The sequence below is a fragment of the Mycobacterium sp. 29Ha genome (assembly GCF_032883055.1).
In the GTDB taxonomy this organism is placed as follows: domain Bacteria; phylum Actinomycetota; class Actinomycetes; order Mycobacteriales; family Mycobacteriaceae; genus Mycobacterium; species Mycobacterium gallinarum.
Genome location: NZ_JAMQTI010000026.1, coordinates 50366 through 70289, shown reverse-complemented (window position 1 = coordinate 70289; position 19924 = coordinate 50366). Strand labels below are relative to the sequence as shown.

The window sequence follows — 19924 nt, the reverse complement described above, 5'->3', positions numbered from 1 at the left end:
CGGTACGCCCGACCACGTGGCGCAGGCCGCAAATAGTGGCCTGCGTTAAAGATCAGCTAATGGTGTGACATTCGTCAAATTCGTGCCTGAGCCACGAATCGGCAACATGCTCGACGCAGCGGAGCGATCGGGCGGGGCGGCGCACCGCGTGACCGACGGATCAGAACTCGGCCTCATCCTCTCGATGGAAGTGCCGCCACAACAGGGCCCCGCCGGACAACGCGATCAGCAGTCCGATCCCGCCGATCACGATGCCGACGAACAGCGAGATGAACATCGGATCGACCGATTCGCCTATCGTGCCGGCACCGAAGACGCCGCCGACGAGGAAACCCAGCATCGGTGCCAGTACGGCGACCGCCATCCCCAGCAGCGCCCGCCACATTCCAGGCGGCGTGGGTTCGAGAACGACGGGGCGGCCGACCTCGGGAGCGTCGACGTCGTCACCGCCCGGCGCGGTGATGCCAGGATCAGGTGCTGCGCTAGTCATCGGATCTCACCCTCCTGATGTGGGGGACGGCGTCACCACCGCCTGCGTCGTTCGTCGAATTGCCGCCCTCGAGGAACGGGCGGACGATATCCATCGGAATCGGGAAAACGACAGTCGAGTTCTGGTCGGCGCCGAGTTCCAGCAGGGTCTGCAGATAGCGCAGCTGCAGCGACGCCGGACTCTCACTGAGTGTTATTGCGGCATCGCGTAACTCCGCGGATGCCTGCAATTCGCCGTGCGCGCTGATCACCTTGGCGCGACGCTCGCGCTCGGCCTCGGCCTCGCGGGCCATCGCCCGCTGCATCATCTCGGGAATCTCGACGTCCTTGATCTCGACGACCTCGACCTTGACCCCCCAGGGTTCGGTCTGGCTCGCGATGGACGCGGCCAGGTCCTCGTTGAGATCGGCGCGGTGGGCCAGCAGCGTGTCGAGGTCGGCACGTCCGACCACCGACCGCAGCGTGGTCTGGGCGATCTGAGAGGTGGCGACCGCGAAGTTCTCCACCGCCATCACGGATTTCGTCGGATCGGTAACCCGGAAAAGGACGACGGCATTGACGCGCGCCGTGACGTTGTCGCGCGTGATGACCTCTTGGGGCGGGATGGTCAACGTCACCGTGCGCAGATCGACGCGCACGAGCTTGTCGACGCCGGGCAGAACGACGACGATTCCCGGTCCCAGCGGTCCACGTAACCGGCCGAGGCGGAAGCCCACACCGCGTTCGTACTCCTTGACGACGCGCAGTGACGCGATCACCACGGCGACGAGCAGCGCGACCAGGACAACGACGGCGACAGTCAACGGACCACTCATCAGCGTGTCTCCCGTCGGTCGGATGCATAGGAGGTACGACGACGGATTTCCGCCTCGGCCAACCGCTTTCGCTCCTCGATGTTCTCGTCGAGTGACTGGAACAGCACGCCCGGCGGCACGGCCGGGGTGCGGCGCAGGTGCGACCACAGCGGCAGCGAAAGAACGCCCACCGCGACGGCGCACCCCAGCAGCATCAGTGTCTCCGGCACGGTGGCGGCCACCAGCGCCATGGCCAGCGGCCAGATGACGGCGATACCGCTGACGGCGCAGGCGATCCCGCGGTGAAAGCGTGCCGCCTCCGACGCCGGCCAGCTGTCGATCGCGCGGCTCACCTCGCGGCCGTCGTTGGAGGTGGTGCAGGAGTGCTTGACCGGGCAGGCGTTGCACACCGTCGGGCTGCCCCGGTAGCGCATGACCCGGTTGTCGGGGTCAAATGACTTGGGCCACAACCACTGATCCTGCGGGCACAGCCACGCATCGTGGTCCTCGTGGTAGACGAACGGGCCGGACCGTTGTTGTTCCACCTTGGCGGCGGCGCGGCGGGCGAACATGTCGATGCCGTAGGCGATCACGACGAGCAGGGCGGCGTACCCGATCGACAGCCAGGTTTCGATCGCGATGCCCGCGGTCACGAACTACCCCCGACGGTTTCGTGATCGTCAGGCAACCGGCGATCCGACGCATAACGCGACGACCCGCCGCCCGTCGCCGCCAGGCCGGTGCGGTCTTCCTCCGCCTGCGCGTGTTCCTCGACGAAGAGTGTCTCCGCGGGCATCGTGTGCGTGGTCGCCTTGATGCCGTATCGCACACCGAGCCAGGCGATCCAGACGAACGGCAGCACGCCGCCGAGGATGAACAGGAAGTCACCGGGCATCCGCAACCATTCGAGTACGACGTTGCCCGACTGGGTGATGTATCCCAGGGTGCGCGCCTCGTAGTAGCCGTCGTTGACGGAGTGCCACAACTGCAGGACGCCCAGCGGGAGCAGGGTGGCGAAGACCATCCACGCCAGGCCGATGTTGAGCGACCAGAACGACAGCTTGGCCAGTTTGTCCGGCCATCGTTTCGACGGGATGATGTAGCGCAGCGCGAACAGCGCCAGGCCGACGGCGAGCATCCCGTAGACGCCCATCATCGCGCCGTGGGCGTGGTTGGCGGTCAGTGCCGTGCCGATCTGGTAGTAGGACACGATGGGCAGGTTGATCAGGAAGCCGAAGATGCCCGCACCGACGAAGTTCCAGAAGCCCACGGCGACAAGGAACATGACCGCCCAGCGGTGCGGGAACGGTGCGCTGCTGCGCGACTGCTGTCGCGAGCCCAGTTGCAGGAATGTCCACGCCTCGACGGTGAGGAAGGTCAGCGGGATGACTTCCATCGCGGAGAAGAACGCGCCCAGAGCCATGTGTTCCACTGGCGTGCCGGAGAAGTACAGATGGTGCATCGTGCCGATCACGCCACCCACCGAGTACAAGATGACGTCGAGGAAGATCAGCTGGATGGCGATCCGGCGGCGCACCACGCCGAGCATCACGAAGATGTAGGCGACCATCACCGTCGTGAACAATTCCAGGAAGTCCTCGACCCACAGGTGCACCACCCAGAAGCGCCAGAATTCGGCGACGGTCAGGTGGGTCTGGGTACCCGCGAGCATCCCGACGGCGTAGAACGCGGGGATGGCCAGGCCGGCATAGAAGAACAGCCACGGCATGTTGAGCTTGCTCTCGGTCTTCAGGCGCGCGCGGATCGCCCGGAAGATGATCGCCATCCACAAGAACAGCCCGACGACCAGCAGGATCTGCCAGAACCTCGGTAGGTCGAGGTATTCCCACTGCTGGTCGAAGAAGATGGAGCCTTTGGCCCAGTCCACGCCGAAGGTGCTCAAGGCCGTTCCCACCAGAGTGCCGGCCACGACGACGAACAGCGCACCGAGCAGCCCGTACGTCAGCCACGACTGTCGCCGTGGTTCGCGGCCGGAGATGATGGGCGCGAGGAAGATGCCTGCGGCGAGGAAAGATGCCGCCGTCCACAGCAGCGACAGTTGAACGTGCCAGGTCCGCGCCAGGTTGAACGGCAGGATCTGGGCCAGGTCGAAGCCGAAGAAATTGCTCAGCTCGGCGCGGTAGTGCTCGATGGCGCCGCCGAGTACAGCCTGCCCGAGGAAGAGCACCGCGACGACGAAGAAGAACCAGGCGGTGGCTTTCTGCGACGGGGTGATCTCCACTTCGCCCGGTTGGCGGAAGGCCAGCGAGGGGGTTTCCGTTGCGTGCCAACCGATTTTGCGGCTCCACCGGCCATAGAGGGCGAACAGTGCGCCGAGCCCGGCCAGCAGGGCGATCAGCGACATCGCCGACCAGACCAGGATGTCGGCCGTCGGGGTGTTGTTGACGCGTTGTTCGGGTGGCCAGTTGTTGGTGTAGGAGTAGGCGTGACCCTCACGCTCGGCTGCGGCGGCCCAGGCCGTCCAGCTGAAAAACGCGGTGAGATCGTGGATTTCCTGAGGGTCGGTGATGAGCTGGGGGATCAGCCCGTATTCGGTCGAGTCGGTGCCGAAGACATCGGCGTAGTGAGCACGGACGTTGTCGAAGGCGGCCACTTGCTCGGCGGTGAACTGCAGCGTGCCGGTGCCCTTGTCGTAGCGGTTGGTCCGCATCATCTTGACGAGGTCGGCCGTCGGGTCCGGCGATCCAGAGTCGCGCAGCTGCTGGCCGACGTCGTCGGCGGACAAGCGCAGGTACTCCGCGGTGTAGTCCGGACCGAGGTAGCCGCCGTGGCCCATGATCGAGCCGTACTGCTGCAGGCCGCGGCGCAGGAAGATCTGCTGTCCAGCGGTGACCTGTTGCTCGGTGAACAGGGTCTGGCCGTCCGGGCCGACCACCCGCTGCGGCAGCGGCATCGAGTCGGTGTAGGTCCTGGCGGCCAATATGCCCATGATCATGAAGCCGAAGACCATGACCAGGGCGACGCCCTGAACCCATCCTTTCGATATCGCAAGCTCGGCTTTAGTCGGAACTGGCAGGAAGGACTGCTCTGTCATTGCCACACCCCCGTGCGAATTGAGTCACGTCCGCAGCATCTCTGGCCAACGTAACGAAACCCGCGCCGAGGTGGCGGTGTTTCGCAACATCGCAACCCGTCACGTCCGGACTGCAACCACCGCCTCGTATCGTGACCGAATGCAGAAGACCCGAGCCGCTCACATCGCCCGGCAGGTCGGGGCGTTGGCTGTCGCGGCACTGACCGCCGCTTCGACACTGAACGGATATCGCCCGGTGGCGCGAAAGGGATACCCCTCGATCTTTTCGTGGGCGTTCGGTCTCGTGGTGACCGAGTTCCCGTTGCAGACACTCGCGAGCCAGCTCGCCGGACTGCTGCTCACCGCGCGCCGCCTCACGCGTCCGGTGCGCAGGACGGCGTGGATCGTGGCCGGCCTGTCCGCGTTGGGTCTGCTGAACTTCAACCGCGCCGGCCACCAGGCCTCCGCCCCACTGACCGCCGCCTTGGACAACGGCCTGGGGCCACATCGACGCACCAACTCCGATGGTTTGTGGCGTCGGCCGGCAGGCGACGGCACCGCCAAGACACCCGGCGCTCTGCGGATGCTGCGGATCTATCGCGACTACGCCCACGACGGCGACATCAGCTACGGCGAATACGGCGGCGCCAATCATCTCGATGTCTGGCGACGACCCGACCTCGACCGAAACAGCAAGGCGCCGGTGCTGTTCCAGATCCCCGGCGGGGCGTGGACCACCGGCAACAAGCGCGGACAGGCGCATCCGTTGATGAGCCACCTTGCCGAGCTCGGCTGGGTTTGCGTGGCGATCAACTACCGGCACAGCCCACGCAACACGTGGCCCGACCACATCGTCGACGTCAAGCGCGCTCTGGCATGGGTGAAGGCACACATCGGCGAGTACGGCGGCGACCCCGATTTCGTCGCCATCACCGGCGGCTCGGCCGGTGGCCATCTGTCCTCGCTGGCCGCGTTGACGCCCAACGACCCGCGGTTCCAGCCTGGGTTCGAAGACGCCGACACCCGTGTCCAGGCCGCGGTCCCGTTCTACGGCGTGTACGACTTCACCCGCTTCGAAGACGCGATGCATCCGTCGATGCCCGAATTGCTCGAGCAGATGGTCGTCAAACAACGGCTTTCGACGAACCGGCAGCCCTATGTCGACGCATCGCCGGTGACCCATGTCTCCGCAGACGCTCCGCCGTTCTTCGTCGTGCACGGCCGCAACGACTCGCTTGTTCCCGTCGAGCAGGGGCGAGGCTTCGTCGAAAGGCTGCGAGAAGTCAGCACACAGCCGGTCGTGTACGCCGAACTGCCTTTCACCCAGCATGCTTTCGATATTTTCGGCTCGGCCCGCGCCGCGCACGCAGCTGTTGCCGTCGAGCAATTCCTCGCCGAGATCTATGCGCGTCGTGCGCTCGACAACGTCGCGGTCTAGCCCTCTTTCGTCCGCTCCGCGGTGAACGACACCGACACGGTGTCAACGACTTTCATTGAACCCATCAGCATCGAGTAGGGCTTGATGTCGAAGTCCGATTGCACAATGTCGGCTTCACACGATAGTCGCCATTTGTCGCCGAGATCATCGACGCGCAGGTTGACCGCGTACTCGTTGCTCACGCCGTGGATCTCCAGCGTGCCGGTCATCAGATAGCCGTCGTCCGACTTGTCGATGTCACCTGCGTGAAAACGGATCTGCGGGAACCGTTTGGCATCAAGCGAATTCAACGCGTTTGACCGCGCCAGCGCTTTCTCCGGCGCGGACAGCCCCTTCACACCGCCCTCACCCTTGCGCACTTGAAGCGAATTGACGTCGACGATCACTTCCGCCTCGACGGGCTCGCCGCCGCTCCACCGCACCGTGGCCTGCCATTCGGTCATCGCGATCGTCAACCGGTGGCCCATCTTGGCCGCCCTGCCCGTCACGCCGGTCTTCACGAGCAGCTCACCTTCGGAGGCGTCCACACTCCACTCGTTGCCGGTCATCGGACCGAATGTACCGGCCGGCGCGCATCTAGGGCGGCGGAGGCGGGGGCGGTGGTCCCGGCGGCGGTGGCGGTGGCGGGGCTGGCGGCGGCGGTGGCGCGCCTGGTGGCGGTGGTGGTGGTGGTGGTGGTGGTCCCAAGATGATCGGCGGCAACCCCGGAATCTCGATGACCATCGGGTTCACCGGCGGCGGTGGTGGAGGCACGCCGGGCGGAGGCGGGGGCGGCTCGACCGGCCGCGGCGGCGGTGCCGGCGCTACCCCGTTGCTGATGTTGATGGTGATGATCGACCCCGGAATCGTCTGACCGCTTGGCGTCGTCCCGACGACCGTTCCGTATCGTGACGAACTGTTCACCGAGGACGGCTGATCCGCCACCTGAAAGCCCGCCTCTCGCAACCGCTGACGCGCCGCATCCACCTTGAGGCCGGTGACGCTGGGCACCTTGCCACCCGGCGCGCCGTCGACATAGCGCGGATCCGTCGGCGGAAGGCGCACCTCTCCGAAGTCGGTGGCGATCGGCTTCATCGCCGTGAACCACGTGCGGGCAGGTTCGTTGCCACCAAACAGGTCCCCATTACCGCACTCGCGCAGCGGAAATGAACAGATGCCCGACGGTGTACTGGAATCGGCGAAGATGTAGTTCGCCGCCGCGTACTGATTGGTGAAGCCGAGAAATCCCGCCGACCGGTGCGACTCCGTCGTCCCCGTCTTGCCCGACAGCGGTAGCGACCACCCCGTCGACGCGGCTGCGGCCGCAGCGGTGCCCGGGCTCTGATCGTCCTTGCTGAGCGCGTTGGCGAACGTGTTCGCGAGCCCCTCGGGCACCGCCTGGTCGCACGGCTGACTGTCGACCGTCACCTCATTGCCGTAACGGTCGAAGATCTTGTCGACCGGGTTCGGCGGGCACCACACACCGCCAGACGCCAGCGTCGCCGCCACATTCGCCAACTCGAGCGCGTTCAGCTGAAACGGTCCTAACGTGAACGACCCGATGTTCTGCCTCTTGATGAAGTCGGCCAAGCTCTCGTTGCTATCGGGGTCGTATGCCCGCGCCGTGCCGGGCAGCGCGTACGACCGCAGCCCCAGCCGCACCGCCATGTCGACGGCGCGCGGAACACCCACCTGCTGAATCAATCTCGCGAAGGCGGTGTTCGGCGACGTCGCCAGCGCGTCGGTGACATTCATCGAGCCGCGATAGTTCCCAGCGTTTTTCACACACCACGTCTCCTTGGGACAGCCCGGTGTATCGCTGCTGCCGAGTCCCCTGGCCTGGACCGAGCCGGGCACCTGCAACTGATTGTTGATGCCCATGCCCATTTCGAGCGCCGCCGCGGTGGTGAACACCTTGAAGATCGAGCCCGCGCCGTCGCCCACGAGCGAGAACGGCTGCTGCTGCACCGTTTCGTGGGCGTCGCCGTTGAGTCCATAAGTGCGACTGCTGGCCATCGCCACGACGCGATGGGCATCCTTGCCGGGCTTGATGACGCTCATCACGCTGGCCACCCCGTCGAGCGTCGGGCTGGCGAACTCGTCGATCGCCGACTTGACCGAATCCTGCACCTTCGGGTCAAGGGTCGTGCGGATGACGTAGCCGCCGCGTGCCACCTGCTCCTTGCTGATGCCTGCCTTGGCCAGGTAGTCGAGCACATAGTCACAGAAGAAGCCGCGGTCCCCGGCGGCAACGCATCCGCCCGGCAGCTGGCGCGGCCGGGCCAACACACCCAAGGGTGCGACCTTGGCGGCACGCAGTTCGTCGGCCTGCGCAGGCAGATTCTCGATCATGGTGTCCAACACCACGCTTCGCCGTTCCATCGCGGCCTGGGGATTGTTGTACGGGTCGAAGATGCTCGTGGACTTCACCAGCCCCGCCAGCAGCGCTGCCTGCTGCCAGTTCAGGTCCGACGCATTGACGCCGAAGTACGTCTGCGCCGCATCCTGCACGCCGAATGCGCCGTTGCCGAAATACACCAGATTCAGGTACCGGGTGAGAATCTCTTCCTTGGACAGCGTCTTGTCGAGGGCGAGCGCCAAGCGCATCTCACGCAGCTTGCGCGCGGGCGTCAACTCGACGGCGGCCCGCCGCTCGGCGTCGGTCTGAGCCGTCACCAGCAACCGGAAATTCTTCACGTACTGCTGTTCGATGGTCGAGCCCCCGCGGGTGTTGATGTTTCCGGCGAGGTAGCCGGAAACACCGGTCAGCGTGCCTTGCCAGTCCACGCCGTTGTGCTCGGTGAAACGCTTGTCTTCGACCGAGACGATCGCCAGCTTCATCGTGTTGGCGATCCGATTGGAAGGCACTTCGAACCGGCGCTGTGAGTACACGCGCGCGATCGGCTTCCCCGCCGCATCCACCATCGTCGTGACCAGTGGGACGTCGCCCTGCAGCAGCTGCGCCGAGCCGCTTGTGACGACGTCGGCAGCCCGGTTCGAAACCAACCCCATAGTGCCGACCAGCGGAAACAGCAGTGCGGCCACCAGTGCACCGGCAGACAGACAACACAAGATCAACTTCGCGACGGCATCCCACACCGATCGGTGCTCCCCCATGCACTCAGATTAGTGAGCCGGCAACCCCACGGCGCTCGAATCGAAAGACGAATCGTCACCGGATCTCTACCGACGAACGCCGCAGACGCTGACGCATTCGCCGAATACCTCACGGCAGCGGCATAACAGGGGGATTGTTGCGGCACCCGGTCAACGCGCTCCCCTCAGGTAGATCACCCGCGTCCGGAAGACGATGTCCTGCAACGATCTTCGCTGACGGTCGAGTACCACCCACAGCAGTCCGACCGGGAAGAGCACACAGCAGATCGATCGCAGCAATCCAACGAGAAGACGCACGCGCTGTGACCGTCGCCCGACGACCCGCAGGCCCATCGTTGCCGCGCCCGCGGTCGATCCCGAGACCGTCCAGCATCCCGTCAGGTACAACACGGCGATGACAAATGTCACCACCGTCGAGAACACGGCGTTCAGTGACGGCAGGCTGAACGCTGTCGGCGAATACACGAGCCTCACCAGCACCAGGCCTCCGTAGAGCGCGCCCATGATCAGCAGCACCACGAACAGGTCAATGACCGCAGCCAACCCCCGGGTGATGATCCCGGCCGCCCGCTCAACGTCAGGTTCCGGCGTAATCACCGGGTGTCCCGGTCACGCCCCAGCATGCGATTGACGATTCCCGCCACGGCGTCGTCGGCGCGCTCGCCCTGCGTGCGCACGTCCATCATCACCTCGGCGGTCATGGAATTCGTCGATTCGCGGATGATCGCCGGTAGGTCTACACCTTCAATCACCCTGTCCGCCAGAGCGATCAGGTCAACCCGGTTGATCACCGCGTCGATGTCGAGATCGGCTGCGAGCGCATCGATATCCACTCTTTCGCGTACGAGCGCGTTCAAATCAATCTCGTCGAGGACCAGGTCGACCAAACCGACCGCGACACCGGCCACCACAGCCTTGAATTGGTCGGCGCTCTGCGTCACCCATCTGTCGCCCAGCTCGGACAGGCCGACGACGCCGCGCCGCATCAGCGGCCCGAGCACCGGCACCTTCTCCGCGACGCGATAAGCGGCCTCCGCGGCTCCGACCGCCATCACCCCCGTGCCCACAGCGGCGGATACCACCGGGTGTTTCAGCAGGTCGACACCGGTGCCCATCACCGCATGGTAGTTCGGAAACGTGAATTTGCGCGGTGTGACATTTAGAGCCAGCTGGCGTGGGTCAAGATCAGAGCCCGACCGTCCCGTGCACGTGCGCGCGCAACCGCGCACCAAGCTCGGCCAGCGCGAGATCGGCTTCGGCGCGCACACCCGCGTGGAGGTGGATGTCGTGCCACAGCCCGTCGGACCGCTGGTGCTCGACATCCGTTGCCACGCCGACGATCTTCTCCACCAGCGGATCCTCGCCCGCGCTCTGCAACACAATCGGCGGCAGATCCGCGAAGCTCCCGGACACCGGAGACACCACCGATGTGATCACCGGGCGGATCAAGCCCAACGCCGCCGGTCGCGCGATTCCCCTGTCCCGCAGCGTCATCGCCAGCGCCAGCGCCAACCCGCCACCCGCTGAATCACCCGCGATCACCGTCGTTTGAGGGTCCATGCCGGCTGCCAGCAGCGCCGTGTACACCTCGACCATCTCCTCAAGCGCCACTGCCTCCGGCACCAACGAGTAGTCCGGCACCACGGCCGCCATCCACGCCGCCTCAGCCAGCCTGCCCGCGACGCCCCGATAGCCGTACGCGCTGCCCAGCCCGTACGCTCCGCCATGCAGATAGATCAGCGTTGCGTTGGCACCCAAGCTCACCGTCCGCTCCACCGGCACGCTGCCGACGACCTCTCGCTGCCAGTGCAGGCCCTCGAGCGGTCGCGTCAACGCGGTGACGGCGTCATACATCTTTCGGTCAACGCGCACCGAGTTCCGATGCGGCGCTAACTGCGAGCGACACCCCCTCAGTGCCGCCCGCACGATCTCACGACGAATCCTTCCCATGTGTCGCGTCATGCAATGAGAATGGCTGTCAGCACGCCTCCGAGTCTTGTCAAGATCGGACAAATTTTTACCATTTCGCGACAGAAAGCCACGATGGTCAACTTGATCCGGTCCACGGCGATGTGGGGCTACCCCGGGCTCGTACGCGAGCTCGGGGCAGACCCGGCGGTGTTTCTGGACCGTTTCGGCATCCCTTCGGGGACCGAGCTCGAGGTGGACACGTTCATCCCTTTTGCTTCGCTCGTCCGGATACTCGAAGCCACCGCCGAGGAGCTGACTTGCCCCGACTTCGGGTTGCGCCTGTCGGGCCGCCAAGGCCTGCACATCATCGGGCCCATTGCGGTGATCGTGCGCAGCGCGGCGACGGTGCTCAGCGGCATCGAAGCCATCGAGCGCTTCCTCTATATTCATTCCCCCGCGCTCACGCTGGCCGCCCAGCCACGCGACGATGGCGGCGTCGAGTTCATCTACGAAATCGTCGAGCTGGGAGTTCCTCACATCCAGGCTTACGAGCTGAGCATGGGCATCGCCGCGCAGATCGTCCGCATGCTCGGCGGGCCGTCATCGCGCCTAGACGCCGTCTCATTCCCGCATCCCCAACAGGGCACCGACGCCGCCTACCGTGACGCACTGGGCTGCCCTGTGTACTTCCAACGGCCGCGGGCCGGTTTCGAGCTGTCGGCGGAGCTGGCCGCCCGTGGCAACGAGAACGCCGACCCGCAAACACATCGCATCGCCACCGAATACCTTGAGGCGACGTATCTTCCGGCCAATGCCACGCTGTCCGACCGCGTGGCCGAGCTGGCACGCCGACTGCTACCCACCGGGCACTGCACCGTCGAAGCGATCGCCGGTGAGCTCGCCATGCATCCGCGAACGCTGCAGCGGCGACTCGGCGACGAGGGTGCCCGCTGCCAAGAAATCATCGACCGCGAACGCCGAGCGCAGGCCGCACGCTACCTCGCCGAGCCGGAGCTGCATCTCTCACAGATCGCCGGTCTGCTCGGATATGCCGAACAGAGCGCGTTGAATCGGTCGTGCCGACGCTGGTTCGGCAGGACACCGAGGCAGTGTCGGTTGGGGGCGCTGGTGTAGGAGCTACCCGGTCAGAGCCGACCTTTGAGGATGAGATTCCAGTACATCTGCGGCAGGGCGTAACGGTCGAACGCCCAGGCCAATCGACGCGGCTTCAGCGGATCGAGAAACGACGGCAATGAACTCCTCAGCGATCCCGTCCGGTCGAACTCGCCGAACATCAGCCGGTGCTCATCGGTCGCAATCGGCGCCACCGTGTACCCGTCGTACTCCTGGAATTGACCACCGCTGCGCGCCGCCAACAAGTTGTCGACCACGATCGCCGATTGCCGTCGTATCGCTCCGCCCGACGGGTCCGTGCCCGCGTTCGCCGCGTCACCCAGCGCCCACACATTGGCATGGACCCGATGCCTGAACGTCTTCGGGTCGACGTCGACCACCCCATGCGCGCCAACGTCCGCCAGACCCGACTCCTCGACCCAACGCGGTCCGCGAAACGGCGGAACAAGATGCAACAGGTCGTACGGCAGCTTCTGCTCGACGCCATCCCCGACGCGGACCGCCAGCTTCCGCTCCACGGGATCTATTCCGGTCACGGTGGCGTTGTTCAGCACCCGCACGCCGATCTCGTCAAGGCTGCGCCGCAGCCGGTCGTCGATCTCTGCGACGCCCAGCAGGTCCGGCCGATCGACGACCAGGGTGATGTCGATGTCCCCGATGCGCCCCATCCGCCGCCAATACGCCGCCGCCAAGAACAGCGGCTTGAGCGTCGTACCGCTGCAACTCACCGGCGGCCGCGGCACCGTGAACACCGCATGCCCGGCCATCATGGACTCCACCAACTGCCATGTCTTCTCGGCGTGGTCGAGATAGTTGCTCGCAACCGCGTCGGTGTCGACCACGGTGAACACGTCGGCCAGGTCGTCGTCGTCGGGGACGAGTCCGGGCGCGAGGACCACGTCGGTGTACCTGTAGACGCGGCCGCTCTTGCATCGAACCGTCCGCAACTCGGCATCCACGCCGACGGCAGAGTCCTGCAGCCACGTGCACCCATCCGGGGTCACCGACTCTTGCGTGCGCTCGGCGCTGCTGCGCGACGCCTGACCTCCGCCGACGTACGACAACAGCGGCCGATACGTGTGCACCGCAAGCGGTTCCACCACTCCGACGCTGACCACGCCGCGCCGCAGCAGACGTGCCGCCACGCTGAGTCCCGCGTTGCCGCCACCGACGACCAGGACGTCGAAGGAATCCTCGCTGTGCTCCGGTGTGACGTCCATAGACGAGCATTACCCGGTTCGACGTCCGATACACCCGGCGACGGAACCCGTCGCCGCGTTCGAAACTTTCTCTGAGCAGCGGCGCGGCCAGTAGCATCCACTCGGTGTCGACCGATTCCCCCGCTGAAGTTGGCGATCGCCACGTATCGGGACTAGCCGCCGTGATGACGGTGGCCGCCATGGGCATCGGTTACGGCATTGCCATCGGCGACCCGACCACGCTGTCGGCCAACCTGCAGGTCGTCGCGGCTGGTCTCCACATCACCGGCAGCACGTCGACGTTCGTCGCCAGCCTGGCCACGCTGACGATGGCCGCCACCGTGCTCAGCGCCGGCGCCCTCGGCGATCTCTACGGCATGCGCCGCATGTACCTGCTGGGCATGTCGGGCGTGATCGTGTTCAGCGCGCTCGCCGCCGCCGCACCGGTAGCAGCAGTGCTCATGATCGCTCGCGCCGGCGTCGGCGTGGCGTTCGCGTTCCTGATCGGGTTGTCGCTTGCGCTCACCAATGCGGTGTTCCCGCCGGGAAAGCGGGCGGCGGCGATCGCGGCCTACTTCGGTGCGGGATACGCCATCGCCACGCCGATGCCCGCGATCAGCGGTGCACTCGGACACGCGATCGGCTGGCGCGCATGCTTTCTCGTGGTGCCGCTCATCGCGGTCCTCGGATTGGTGATCACCTGGCGGTTCGTGCCGGAAACGCTGCGTGCCACCCGCCGCCTCGACCTGCCCGGCTTGTTCCTGTTCGCCGTCGCGCTGCTGGGCCTCATCTTCGGCACCTCCCGAATGGAAACCGGCATCGACCTGACCGGCACCGCCTCCGTCGCGCTCGGCGTCGTGGCCGGCGCCGGATTCGTGATGCGAGAACTGCACACCCCCGACCCGGCGCTGGACATGCGGGTATTCCGCTCCGGCCGGTTCAACGCGGCGGTGACGGCCGGAGTCATGTTCAACATCGTGCTCGGCGGGTCCATGGTGCTGCTGGCCTTCTACCTCGTGACGATTCGCAAGGAATCACACGAGCTGTTCGGGTTCCTACTCATACCCGCCACCGCGATGGCCGCACTGGCCGCCACCGCCGCCGGCCCGGTGATCAGAAAGGTAGGTCCCCGCGCGGTGATGATCACCGGCCTTCTCACCATGCTCGCCGGTCTTCTCGTGCTGAGGCTGTTCGACTTGAGCACCGGGCGCACAGTCGTTTTCGTCACCGCGGCTCTGATCGTCGTCGGCGGTGCACTGGTCACCACCCCGCAGGCGACGATCATGATGAGTAGCGCGCCTGACGATCTCGGTGGCGCGGTATCGGCGGTCAAGAGCGCGGTCAACGAGGGCGGTTACTCACTCGGCCCGGCCTTGTTCGCGCTCATCGGAATCAACCTCTTCCTCACGGACAGCGTGCACGACCTGTCCAAATCCGGAATCAGCCGTGCGGAGACGCGCGAAGCGTTGGTGACGGCGCACGGTGGCCAGCAGGCTCACCTCGTCAATCCCGAGCAGGCACGACTGCTGGTGGAACAAGCGCCGCACAATGCAATCGACGCGATTCACACGCTGAGTCTGGTGATGGCCGTTGGACCGGTCGTGGCGATCATCATGGCGCTCTGGCTCATCAAGCCGACCGCCAAATCGTGATCTCAACGCGGCGGAGGTTTCGCCGCGACCATGCCGCGGTGCAGCACCCGCCGCCCGACGACACCGGTGTGGTCCGCTTTGTGCATCACGCAGCGGTTGTCCCACATGACGACATCGCCGGGCATCCAGGCATGACGCATGACGTTCTCGTCTCGCGTGCAGTGCTCGATCAGATGCTCGACCAGCGCCCGCCCATCCTCAGGCGTCAGGCCGCTGACCGTTGCGCACCGCGCCGGAGAACTCAGATACAGGGCCCGACGACCCGAGACCGGATGCTTGCGCACGACGGGGTGCACCGCGGACGTCTCGTCGTCGTCACCGACCTCGACGCCGGTGACGACGTGCGTGATCGAGCGCATCGCGACGTCTTGGCGGATGTCTTTCGGCAGCCTCTCGTACGCCCGATACTGGTTGGAGAACAACGTCTGTCCACCCGTCTCCGGTACCTCCACGGCGCGCAACGCCGTGTACGCCGGCGGAGTTCGGACGTAGCTCGTGTCGACGTGGAAGGTGGAGCGCGGCGGCGTCTTGCGGCCGACATTGCTCACGATGTTGAGGTACGGATGTCCGTCGACCGGCGTCTCCCCTGTCGTGAACATCAATTCGCCGAAGCTGCGCAGGAACCGAGTGAACGCGGCGTCGTCGATGCTCTGGTCGCCGAACACCAGCACGCCGTGCTCGCCGAGCAAGCGTTGTAGTACGTCGACGTGAGCCTGCCTGAGCGCGTCGACACGCACTCCGTCCACCACGGCGCCGACCGGGTTCAGCGCGGTGACTTTCATGCGCGGCTTGTCTCCCGGTCGAGTTCGGCCAATGCGTCGGCGAAGAGTTGCTCCACCGATATGCCCGCCGCCGCTGCCATCACCGCGATCACGCTGGTAGGCGCGAACGAGCAGTACGGTCCCGCCTCGAGGAACCATGGCTCACCGTTCGGATCGACGCGGAAGTCGAACAGGCTGTAGTGCCGGCACCCCAACGCCTCATGGGCGCGACGCGCGGCCTCCCATACTCGCTCGGTGATCGGATCGTCCACGTCGACGATCCACGCGCGCTCGGCATCCTTCGCGACCAGGAACAGCTCGCCGTCGTCGCGGCGGGCCAGCTTGTCGGCGGCGTCGCGGACCGGCTTGGTGACGCTGTCGACGGCGTACTCCTCCAGCGGCAGGCATACCAGCTCGCCCTCGCGAACAACGATGCCGCACCGCACTTCTCGGCCCAATTCGACGTACGACTCGACCAGCGCGACACCGCTGTGCGCCAAGGCTGCGTTCACCGACCCTTCGTACTCATCCGCCTCGCGAACCAGCGATACGCCTGCCGAGTTGTCCGCACCGACAGGTTTGACCACGACAGGCAGAGGCAGATCGGTCGGCGTGGCATCGTGCACGACGCGACCGTCCGGTATGTCCACACCCGCCCCGGCGACGATCGCTCGCGTCTTCGCCTTGTCGGCCGCGATGCTCATCACCGCAGCCGAATTGCCGACAAACGGAATGCCGATAACGTCCAACAGTGCGCGGTAAGAGGTCATCCCCGGCATGCAGAACATCTGCGGCACAACCACACTCACACTGAGCGATCCGAGATGTGCGATGGCCTCGGCCGCAGACAGATACGGTGCCTCGGCAAGTGCAGCCGAGGACAGCGAGGTGGGAAACTGCCACTTCCCGCCCGGGGCTACGTACGCAACGCGGTTGTCGTACATGTCCTGCAGGACATCCAGACATCCGCGGGCGTACAGCGCCGACAGCTCGGCGTGAAACTCGTCGACCGGCGAACCGACGAGGTGCAGGACGGTCCTCGACACTAGTCGCCGCCCGTCTCGACCAGCTTGCCGATGTTGAAGTCCATCCGCGACCAGCTACCCCGTCGGCGGAGGTTCTGCACCAGCAGCGACGGCATCTGTACGTGATGAACCGCTAAGAACGGCAACGGATCCCACCGAGTGAGGATCGCGTCAGTCCCGCGCAGGATCGTCGCCAGCCGGGCTCGGCGATTCGGTTGGGTGAGCAGCCGCCACACCTCGTGGTACAGCCAGTACGTCGGCCGCGAGGATGTCGTCGGGGTGATCATCGGATGCGCGTCGCGCAGATAGGCATCGGCCACGTCAGGATGGTCGTAGAACATCGTGATCGCCGAGTGCGTGCGCGGATTGCACTCGATCGCATACGCATGCCCGTCATCCGCTTCGATGAAGTCGAACGACAGCTGACCGGTCACACCCAGCGCACCGACGAAGCGCTCCACCCAGTGGAGGATCTCGGGCTTGTCGACGTGCGCATAGTTGATCTGGAACGCTGACGACTCGCAGCATGCGTAGACCTGTAAGCGCCCGTCGCGCACCGTGCCGTGCGTGCAGTACTCACGTCCCTCGACGAACTCCTGCAGAATCCACGGATCGTCTGCGGTGATGCCGAGGCTGCGGGCGAAATCAGCGTTGCGCGAACGGGTCTCGGCGGACAGCCGCGTGAGATCCATGCGACCGACCGGGTTGTATGCGATGCGCTTGAGGATGTAGTCGCGCCCCGGCGGGAAGTCGAACTCGTCGATCTGCGACGCGTCAGTGATCCGGTGCGAGTCCGGCACCCGCAGGCCCAATGATCGCGCGATGCGCGAGAACTCGACCTTGTCGTCGACCAGCCGCACCGTTGCCGCGTCGGCGTGCATGACCTCGCACTCATCGTCGAGCAGCGCCCGAGCCTCGGCGTCTGGCACGCTCGCCGCCGGACTGCACACCGGCACATAGACGTCCACTTTCTCCCGGCGAACGATGTCGCGCAGCGCCCTGGCGTAACCGGCAGACGTGGAGTCCGGCACCACGTAGAACCGGTCGACGGCGCGTGAGAACCGGTGGCCGGTGAACCGATACTTCTTCGACTCGACCAGCACCACGCGATGGCCTGCGGTGTAGAACGACCGCGCCAGCTGCAGCGCCTTCGTCATCTTGCCGCCGCTGATCAGCACCGTCCGTGGAACATCGGGGACGCCGCGCGACAAGGGTTTCCGCGTCAGCAGCGCCACGGCGACCACTGCGAGATTCACCGGCGCCACGAGGCTCAACGCCAGTAGCGCCAAGACCGTCCGGCCGGCGCTGGGACGCGCCACCACCGATGGCGCAGCGACGGCGGTCGCGGTCACGTCGCCCGCCGGATCAAGGTCAATCCGTCTCGCAGAGGCAGCACCACCTGCTCGACCCGCGGATCGTCGGCCACCGCCTCGTTGAACGACGCGATCGCCTGCCCGTTCGCCGTCACACCCACCCCGGTGTACGGCTGGCCCTGCATCAGCGTGTTGTCCACGGCGATCACTGCCCCACGCGCCAGCAGCGCGCTGTCGAGCAGCAGGTCCAGATAGCCCAGGTACCCCGCCTTGTCCGCGTCGATGAACACGAAGTCGAACGGCTCACCCGCGCCATCCAAGCGACGCAGTGTGTCCATCGCAGGACCGACTTCCACGGTGATGCGATCACCGACCGGCGACTCGTCGAAGCATTCGCGCGCAAACGCCGCGACATTTTCATCGAGTTCACACGCCACGACCACGCCGTCGTCGGGTACCGCTTCGGCCATGGCCAACGCCGAATACCCGGTGAACATGCCGATCTCCAGCACCCGCCGGGCACCGGCCATCCGGACCAGGAAGTTCAGCAGTTGCCCTTCGACATGGCCGGACAACATCTCCTGCTCCAACGCCCCGCCCGAGCGGACGTCCCAGGCGGTGGCGTTGGTGCGTTGCGCCAGTCGCGCCAGCGCCGGGGACGCGGGCGTCGTGCACCGCTCCAGGTAGCCGTCCAGACCACCGGCGAGATCCCGGACTCTGCCCAACCGTTGCAGCACCCGCAGTGGCGCCCCGCCCCACGCGTCCAACTCGGCGTATGCGTCGCACGATTCGGCGGCCAGGATGGTCGTTGGCGTGACCGGACGCGGGGCCGCGGTCAGCGACTCGTCGAGATCAGACACGGGCGACGGCAACGTCGGTCGGCGCCCACATGTCGACCCCGTCCCCGCCGCGGTCGAACTCCAGGCACAGCTTCTTGTGCAAAGTCATTGTGTCGGTGAGTTCTTCGACGGTGACGTCGTTGAGGAACGTGCACTGTCCGATCGGGTCGGGCATCGCGGCGCGCAGCAGCCCGTCGCGTGTCTTGAGGATCGCGGCGGTCGCCGTGCTGAGCAGTTCGGGGGTGAGATGCTCGCTGTCGAGCGCCAGCCCCAGAGAGCTCATGACATTGAGGACCCGGTCGCGGTCCGCGGCCGACAAGAGCCCCCGCTGCTCGGCCAGCGTCACCGACAGCGCCATGTCGATGTTGATGGCGTGCCCATGAAAGAACGGCGTCGGCGGCGCGAGTTCAAGTGTGGGACTCCAGGTGTGGCCAAACGCGATGACCCGATCGAGGTCGATCTCGTGCAGGTTCGGCGCCTCCAGTTCGAGCATTGTCGCGATGGCTTGATGCGTCAGCCGGTGCCCGACCCTGCGCAGCTCGTCCGACCCGTCGAGATGGCCGAAACGGGTACGCAGCAGATCCGGGCCATACGCCTCCAACAAAGTGAAGATCTCCTCGTTGCCGACCACGGCGATCTTGATCAGCTCGGCCATGCCATTGCGCACCTGGTCGGTGGGCAGCGTCGCGAGGAACGAAAAGTCGAGGAACACCTTCTGCGACGCGTGGTATGCACCCAGCCGGTTCTTGATCTTGCCGTGGTTGACCGCGACCTTGATCGACACGCTCGCATCGATGAGCCCGATGAGCGTGGTGGGGATCCGAATGTAGGGCGTGTTGCGCCGGTAGCTCGCGCACGCGAAACCCGCGACATCGGTGGTCAGTCCGCCGCCGACGACGAGCACCGGCTCGGTACGCACCAGACCGTAGGTGTCGAACTCGGTGACGATTCGCTCGAAGGTGTCCAGCGACTTCGCCGTCTCGCGGATCTGTACCGGGACCACCGTCAGCGCGATGCCGTGGTGGTCGAAGTAGGTGTGGATGCGCTCGCGGTAGTGCGCGTAGACCGTCTCGTCGACGACCATCAGCGCGCGTCCGTAAGGGCGGTAGCAGTCGGCGAGCGCGCACTGGGTGGTGTCGAAGATGCCGTCGACGTAGACGAGGTCGTACTCGATCTTCTCGTAACCCTCGACGTGAAAGGCGTTGTTGCCGCTGATGACTCGTGCCTGCATGTTGCTCA

18 protein-coding genes are annotated in these 19924 nt (G+C 65.7%); 3 read left to right on the top strand and 15 right to left on the bottom strand.

Features of this window, described 5'->3' with window-relative positions; translation table 11 throughout:
• Positions 1–160: 160 nt before the first annotated feature.
• From M1248_RS26880 to M1248_RS26865, 4 genes are read right to left on the bottom strand one after another with little or no spacing between them, the layout of a single operon-like run.
• A complete protein-coding gene (locus tag M1248_RS26880; protein ID WP_163735011.1) occupies positions 161–490 on the bottom strand; it encodes a hypothetical protein in 330 nt (109 codons plus the stop codon).
• Positions 483–1304 (bottom strand): slipin family protein, encoded by an 822-nt coding sequence (locus M1248_RS26875; protein ID WP_163735008.1) that lies wholly within the window; start codon positions 1302–1304, stop codon positions 483–485. Before M1248_RS26875 ends, M1248_RS26880 begins: the two co-directional genes overlap by 8 nt.
• Complete coding sequence (locus M1248_RS26870; RefSeq protein WP_163735005.1) at positions 1304–1936, bottom strand: hypothetical protein; 633 nt, start codon at positions 1934–1936, stop codon at positions 1304–1306. Before M1248_RS26870 ends, M1248_RS26875 begins: the two co-directional genes overlap by 1 nt.
• On the bottom strand, positions 1933–4338 hold the full coding sequence (locus tag M1248_RS26865) for a nitric-oxide reductase large subunit (protein ID WP_317150245.1): 2406 nt from the start codon (positions 4336–4338) through the stop codon (positions 1933–1935). Before M1248_RS26865 ends, M1248_RS26870 begins: the two co-directional genes overlap by 4 nt.
• 139 nt (positions 4339–4477) lie before the next feature.
• Between M1248_RS26865 and M1248_RS26860 the strand changes: the two genes are divergently transcribed.
• Positions 4478–5755: an alpha/beta hydrolase gene (locus M1248_RS26860; RefSeq protein WP_317150244.1), complete on the top strand. Its 1278-nt coding sequence runs from the start codon at positions 4478–4480 to the stop codon at positions 5753–5755.
• On the opposite strand, the gene M1248_RS26855 is transcribed toward M1248_RS26860, so the two are convergent.
• The 5 genes from M1248_RS26855 to M1248_RS26835 all read right to left on the bottom strand — a co-directional run bounded on the left by M1248_RS26855 (position 5752) and on the right by M1248_RS26835 (position 10723).
• Positions 5752–6303: a YceI family protein gene (locus M1248_RS26855; protein WP_317150243.1), complete on the bottom strand. Its 552-nt coding sequence runs from the start codon at positions 6301–6303 to the stop codon at positions 5752–5754. The two genes, M1248_RS26860 and M1248_RS26855, sit on opposite strands and share 4 nt — an antisense overlap.
• 28 nt (positions 6304–6331) lie before the next feature.
• The gene (gene ponA2 / locus M1248_RS26850) at positions 6332–8851 is read right to left on the bottom strand and encodes a transglycosylase/D,D-transpeptidase PonA2 (protein WP_317150242.1); all 2520 of its coding nucleotides are present in this window, start codon (positions 8849–8851) and stop codon (positions 6332–6334) included.
• Positions 8852–9001: 150 nt separating this feature from the next.
• Complete coding sequence (locus tag M1248_RS26845) at positions 9002–9448, bottom strand: RDD family protein (protein WP_163734989.1); 447 nt, start codon at positions 9446–9448, stop codon at positions 9002–9004.
• Positions 9445–9966 (bottom strand): hypothetical protein, encoded by a 522-nt coding sequence (locus M1248_RS26840; RefSeq protein WP_232076346.1) that lies wholly within the window; start codon positions 9964–9966, stop codon positions 9445–9447. The genes M1248_RS26845 and M1248_RS26840 overlap by 4 nt, the downstream gene beginning before the upstream one ends.
• 70 nt (positions 9967–10036) lie before the next feature.
• Entirely contained in the window at positions 10037–10723 is a 687-nt protein-coding gene (locus tag M1248_RS26835; RefSeq protein WP_317150241.1) for an alpha/beta hydrolase, read from the bottom strand.
• 171 nt (positions 10724–10894) lie between these two features.
• On the opposite strand from M1248_RS26835, the gene M1248_RS26830 reads away from it, so the two are divergent.
• Positions 10895–11896, top strand: a complete 1002-nt coding sequence (locus tag M1248_RS26830; protein WP_317150240.1) for an AraC family transcriptional regulator — start codon at positions 10895–10897, stop codon at positions 11894–11896.
• 11 nt (positions 11897–11907) lie between these two features.
• Here M1248_RS26830 and M1248_RS26825 read toward each other — a convergent pair whose 3' ends face one another.
• Positions 11908–13116, bottom strand: a complete 1209-nt coding sequence (locus M1248_RS26825; RefSeq protein ID WP_317150239.1) for an FAD/NAD(P)-binding oxidoreductase — start codon at positions 13114–13116, stop codon at positions 11908–11910.
• Positions 13117–13220: 104 nt separating this feature from the next.
• Here M1248_RS26825 and M1248_RS26820 point away from each other — a divergent pair, with 104 nt between their 5' ends.
• A complete protein-coding gene (locus M1248_RS26820; protein WP_317150238.1) occupies positions 13221–14747 on the top strand; it encodes an MFS transporter in 1527 nt (508 codons plus the stop codon).
• Between the two features lie 2 nt (positions 14748–14749).
• Here the strand turns inward: M1248_RS26820 and M1248_RS26815 are convergent, their stop codons facing one another.
• From M1248_RS26815 to M1248_RS26795, 5 genes are read right to left on the bottom strand one after another with little or no spacing between them, the layout of a single operon-like run.
• Positions 14750–15529 (bottom strand): TauD/TfdA family dioxygenase, encoded by a 780-nt coding sequence (locus tag M1248_RS26815; protein ID WP_317150237.1) that lies wholly within the window; start codon positions 15527–15529, stop codon positions 14750–14752.
• A complete protein-coding gene (locus M1248_RS26810) occupies positions 15526–16554 on the bottom strand; it encodes a D-alanine--D-alanine ligase (RefSeq protein WP_317150236.1) in 1029 nt (342 codons plus the stop codon). Before M1248_RS26810 ends, M1248_RS26815 begins: the two co-directional genes overlap by 4 nt.
• Complete coding sequence (locus M1248_RS26805; RefSeq protein ID WP_317150235.1) at positions 16554–17885, bottom strand: ATP-grasp enzyme; 1332 nt, start codon at positions 17883–17885, stop codon at positions 16554–16556. Before M1248_RS26805 ends, M1248_RS26810 begins: the two co-directional genes overlap by 1 nt.
• The gene (locus M1248_RS26800; RefSeq protein WP_317150234.1) at positions 17882–18706 is read right to left on the bottom strand and encodes an O-methyltransferase; all 825 of its coding nucleotides are present in this window, start codon (positions 18704–18706) and stop codon (positions 17882–17884) included. Before M1248_RS26800 ends, M1248_RS26805 begins: the two co-directional genes overlap by 4 nt.
• Positions 18699–19916: a sedoheptulose 7-phosphate cyclase gene (locus M1248_RS26795; RefSeq protein WP_317150270.1), complete on the bottom strand. Its 1218-nt coding sequence runs from the start codon at positions 19914–19916 to the stop codon at positions 18699–18701. Before M1248_RS26795 ends, M1248_RS26800 begins: the two co-directional genes overlap by 8 nt.
• Positions 19917–19924: the final 8 nt, after the last annotated feature.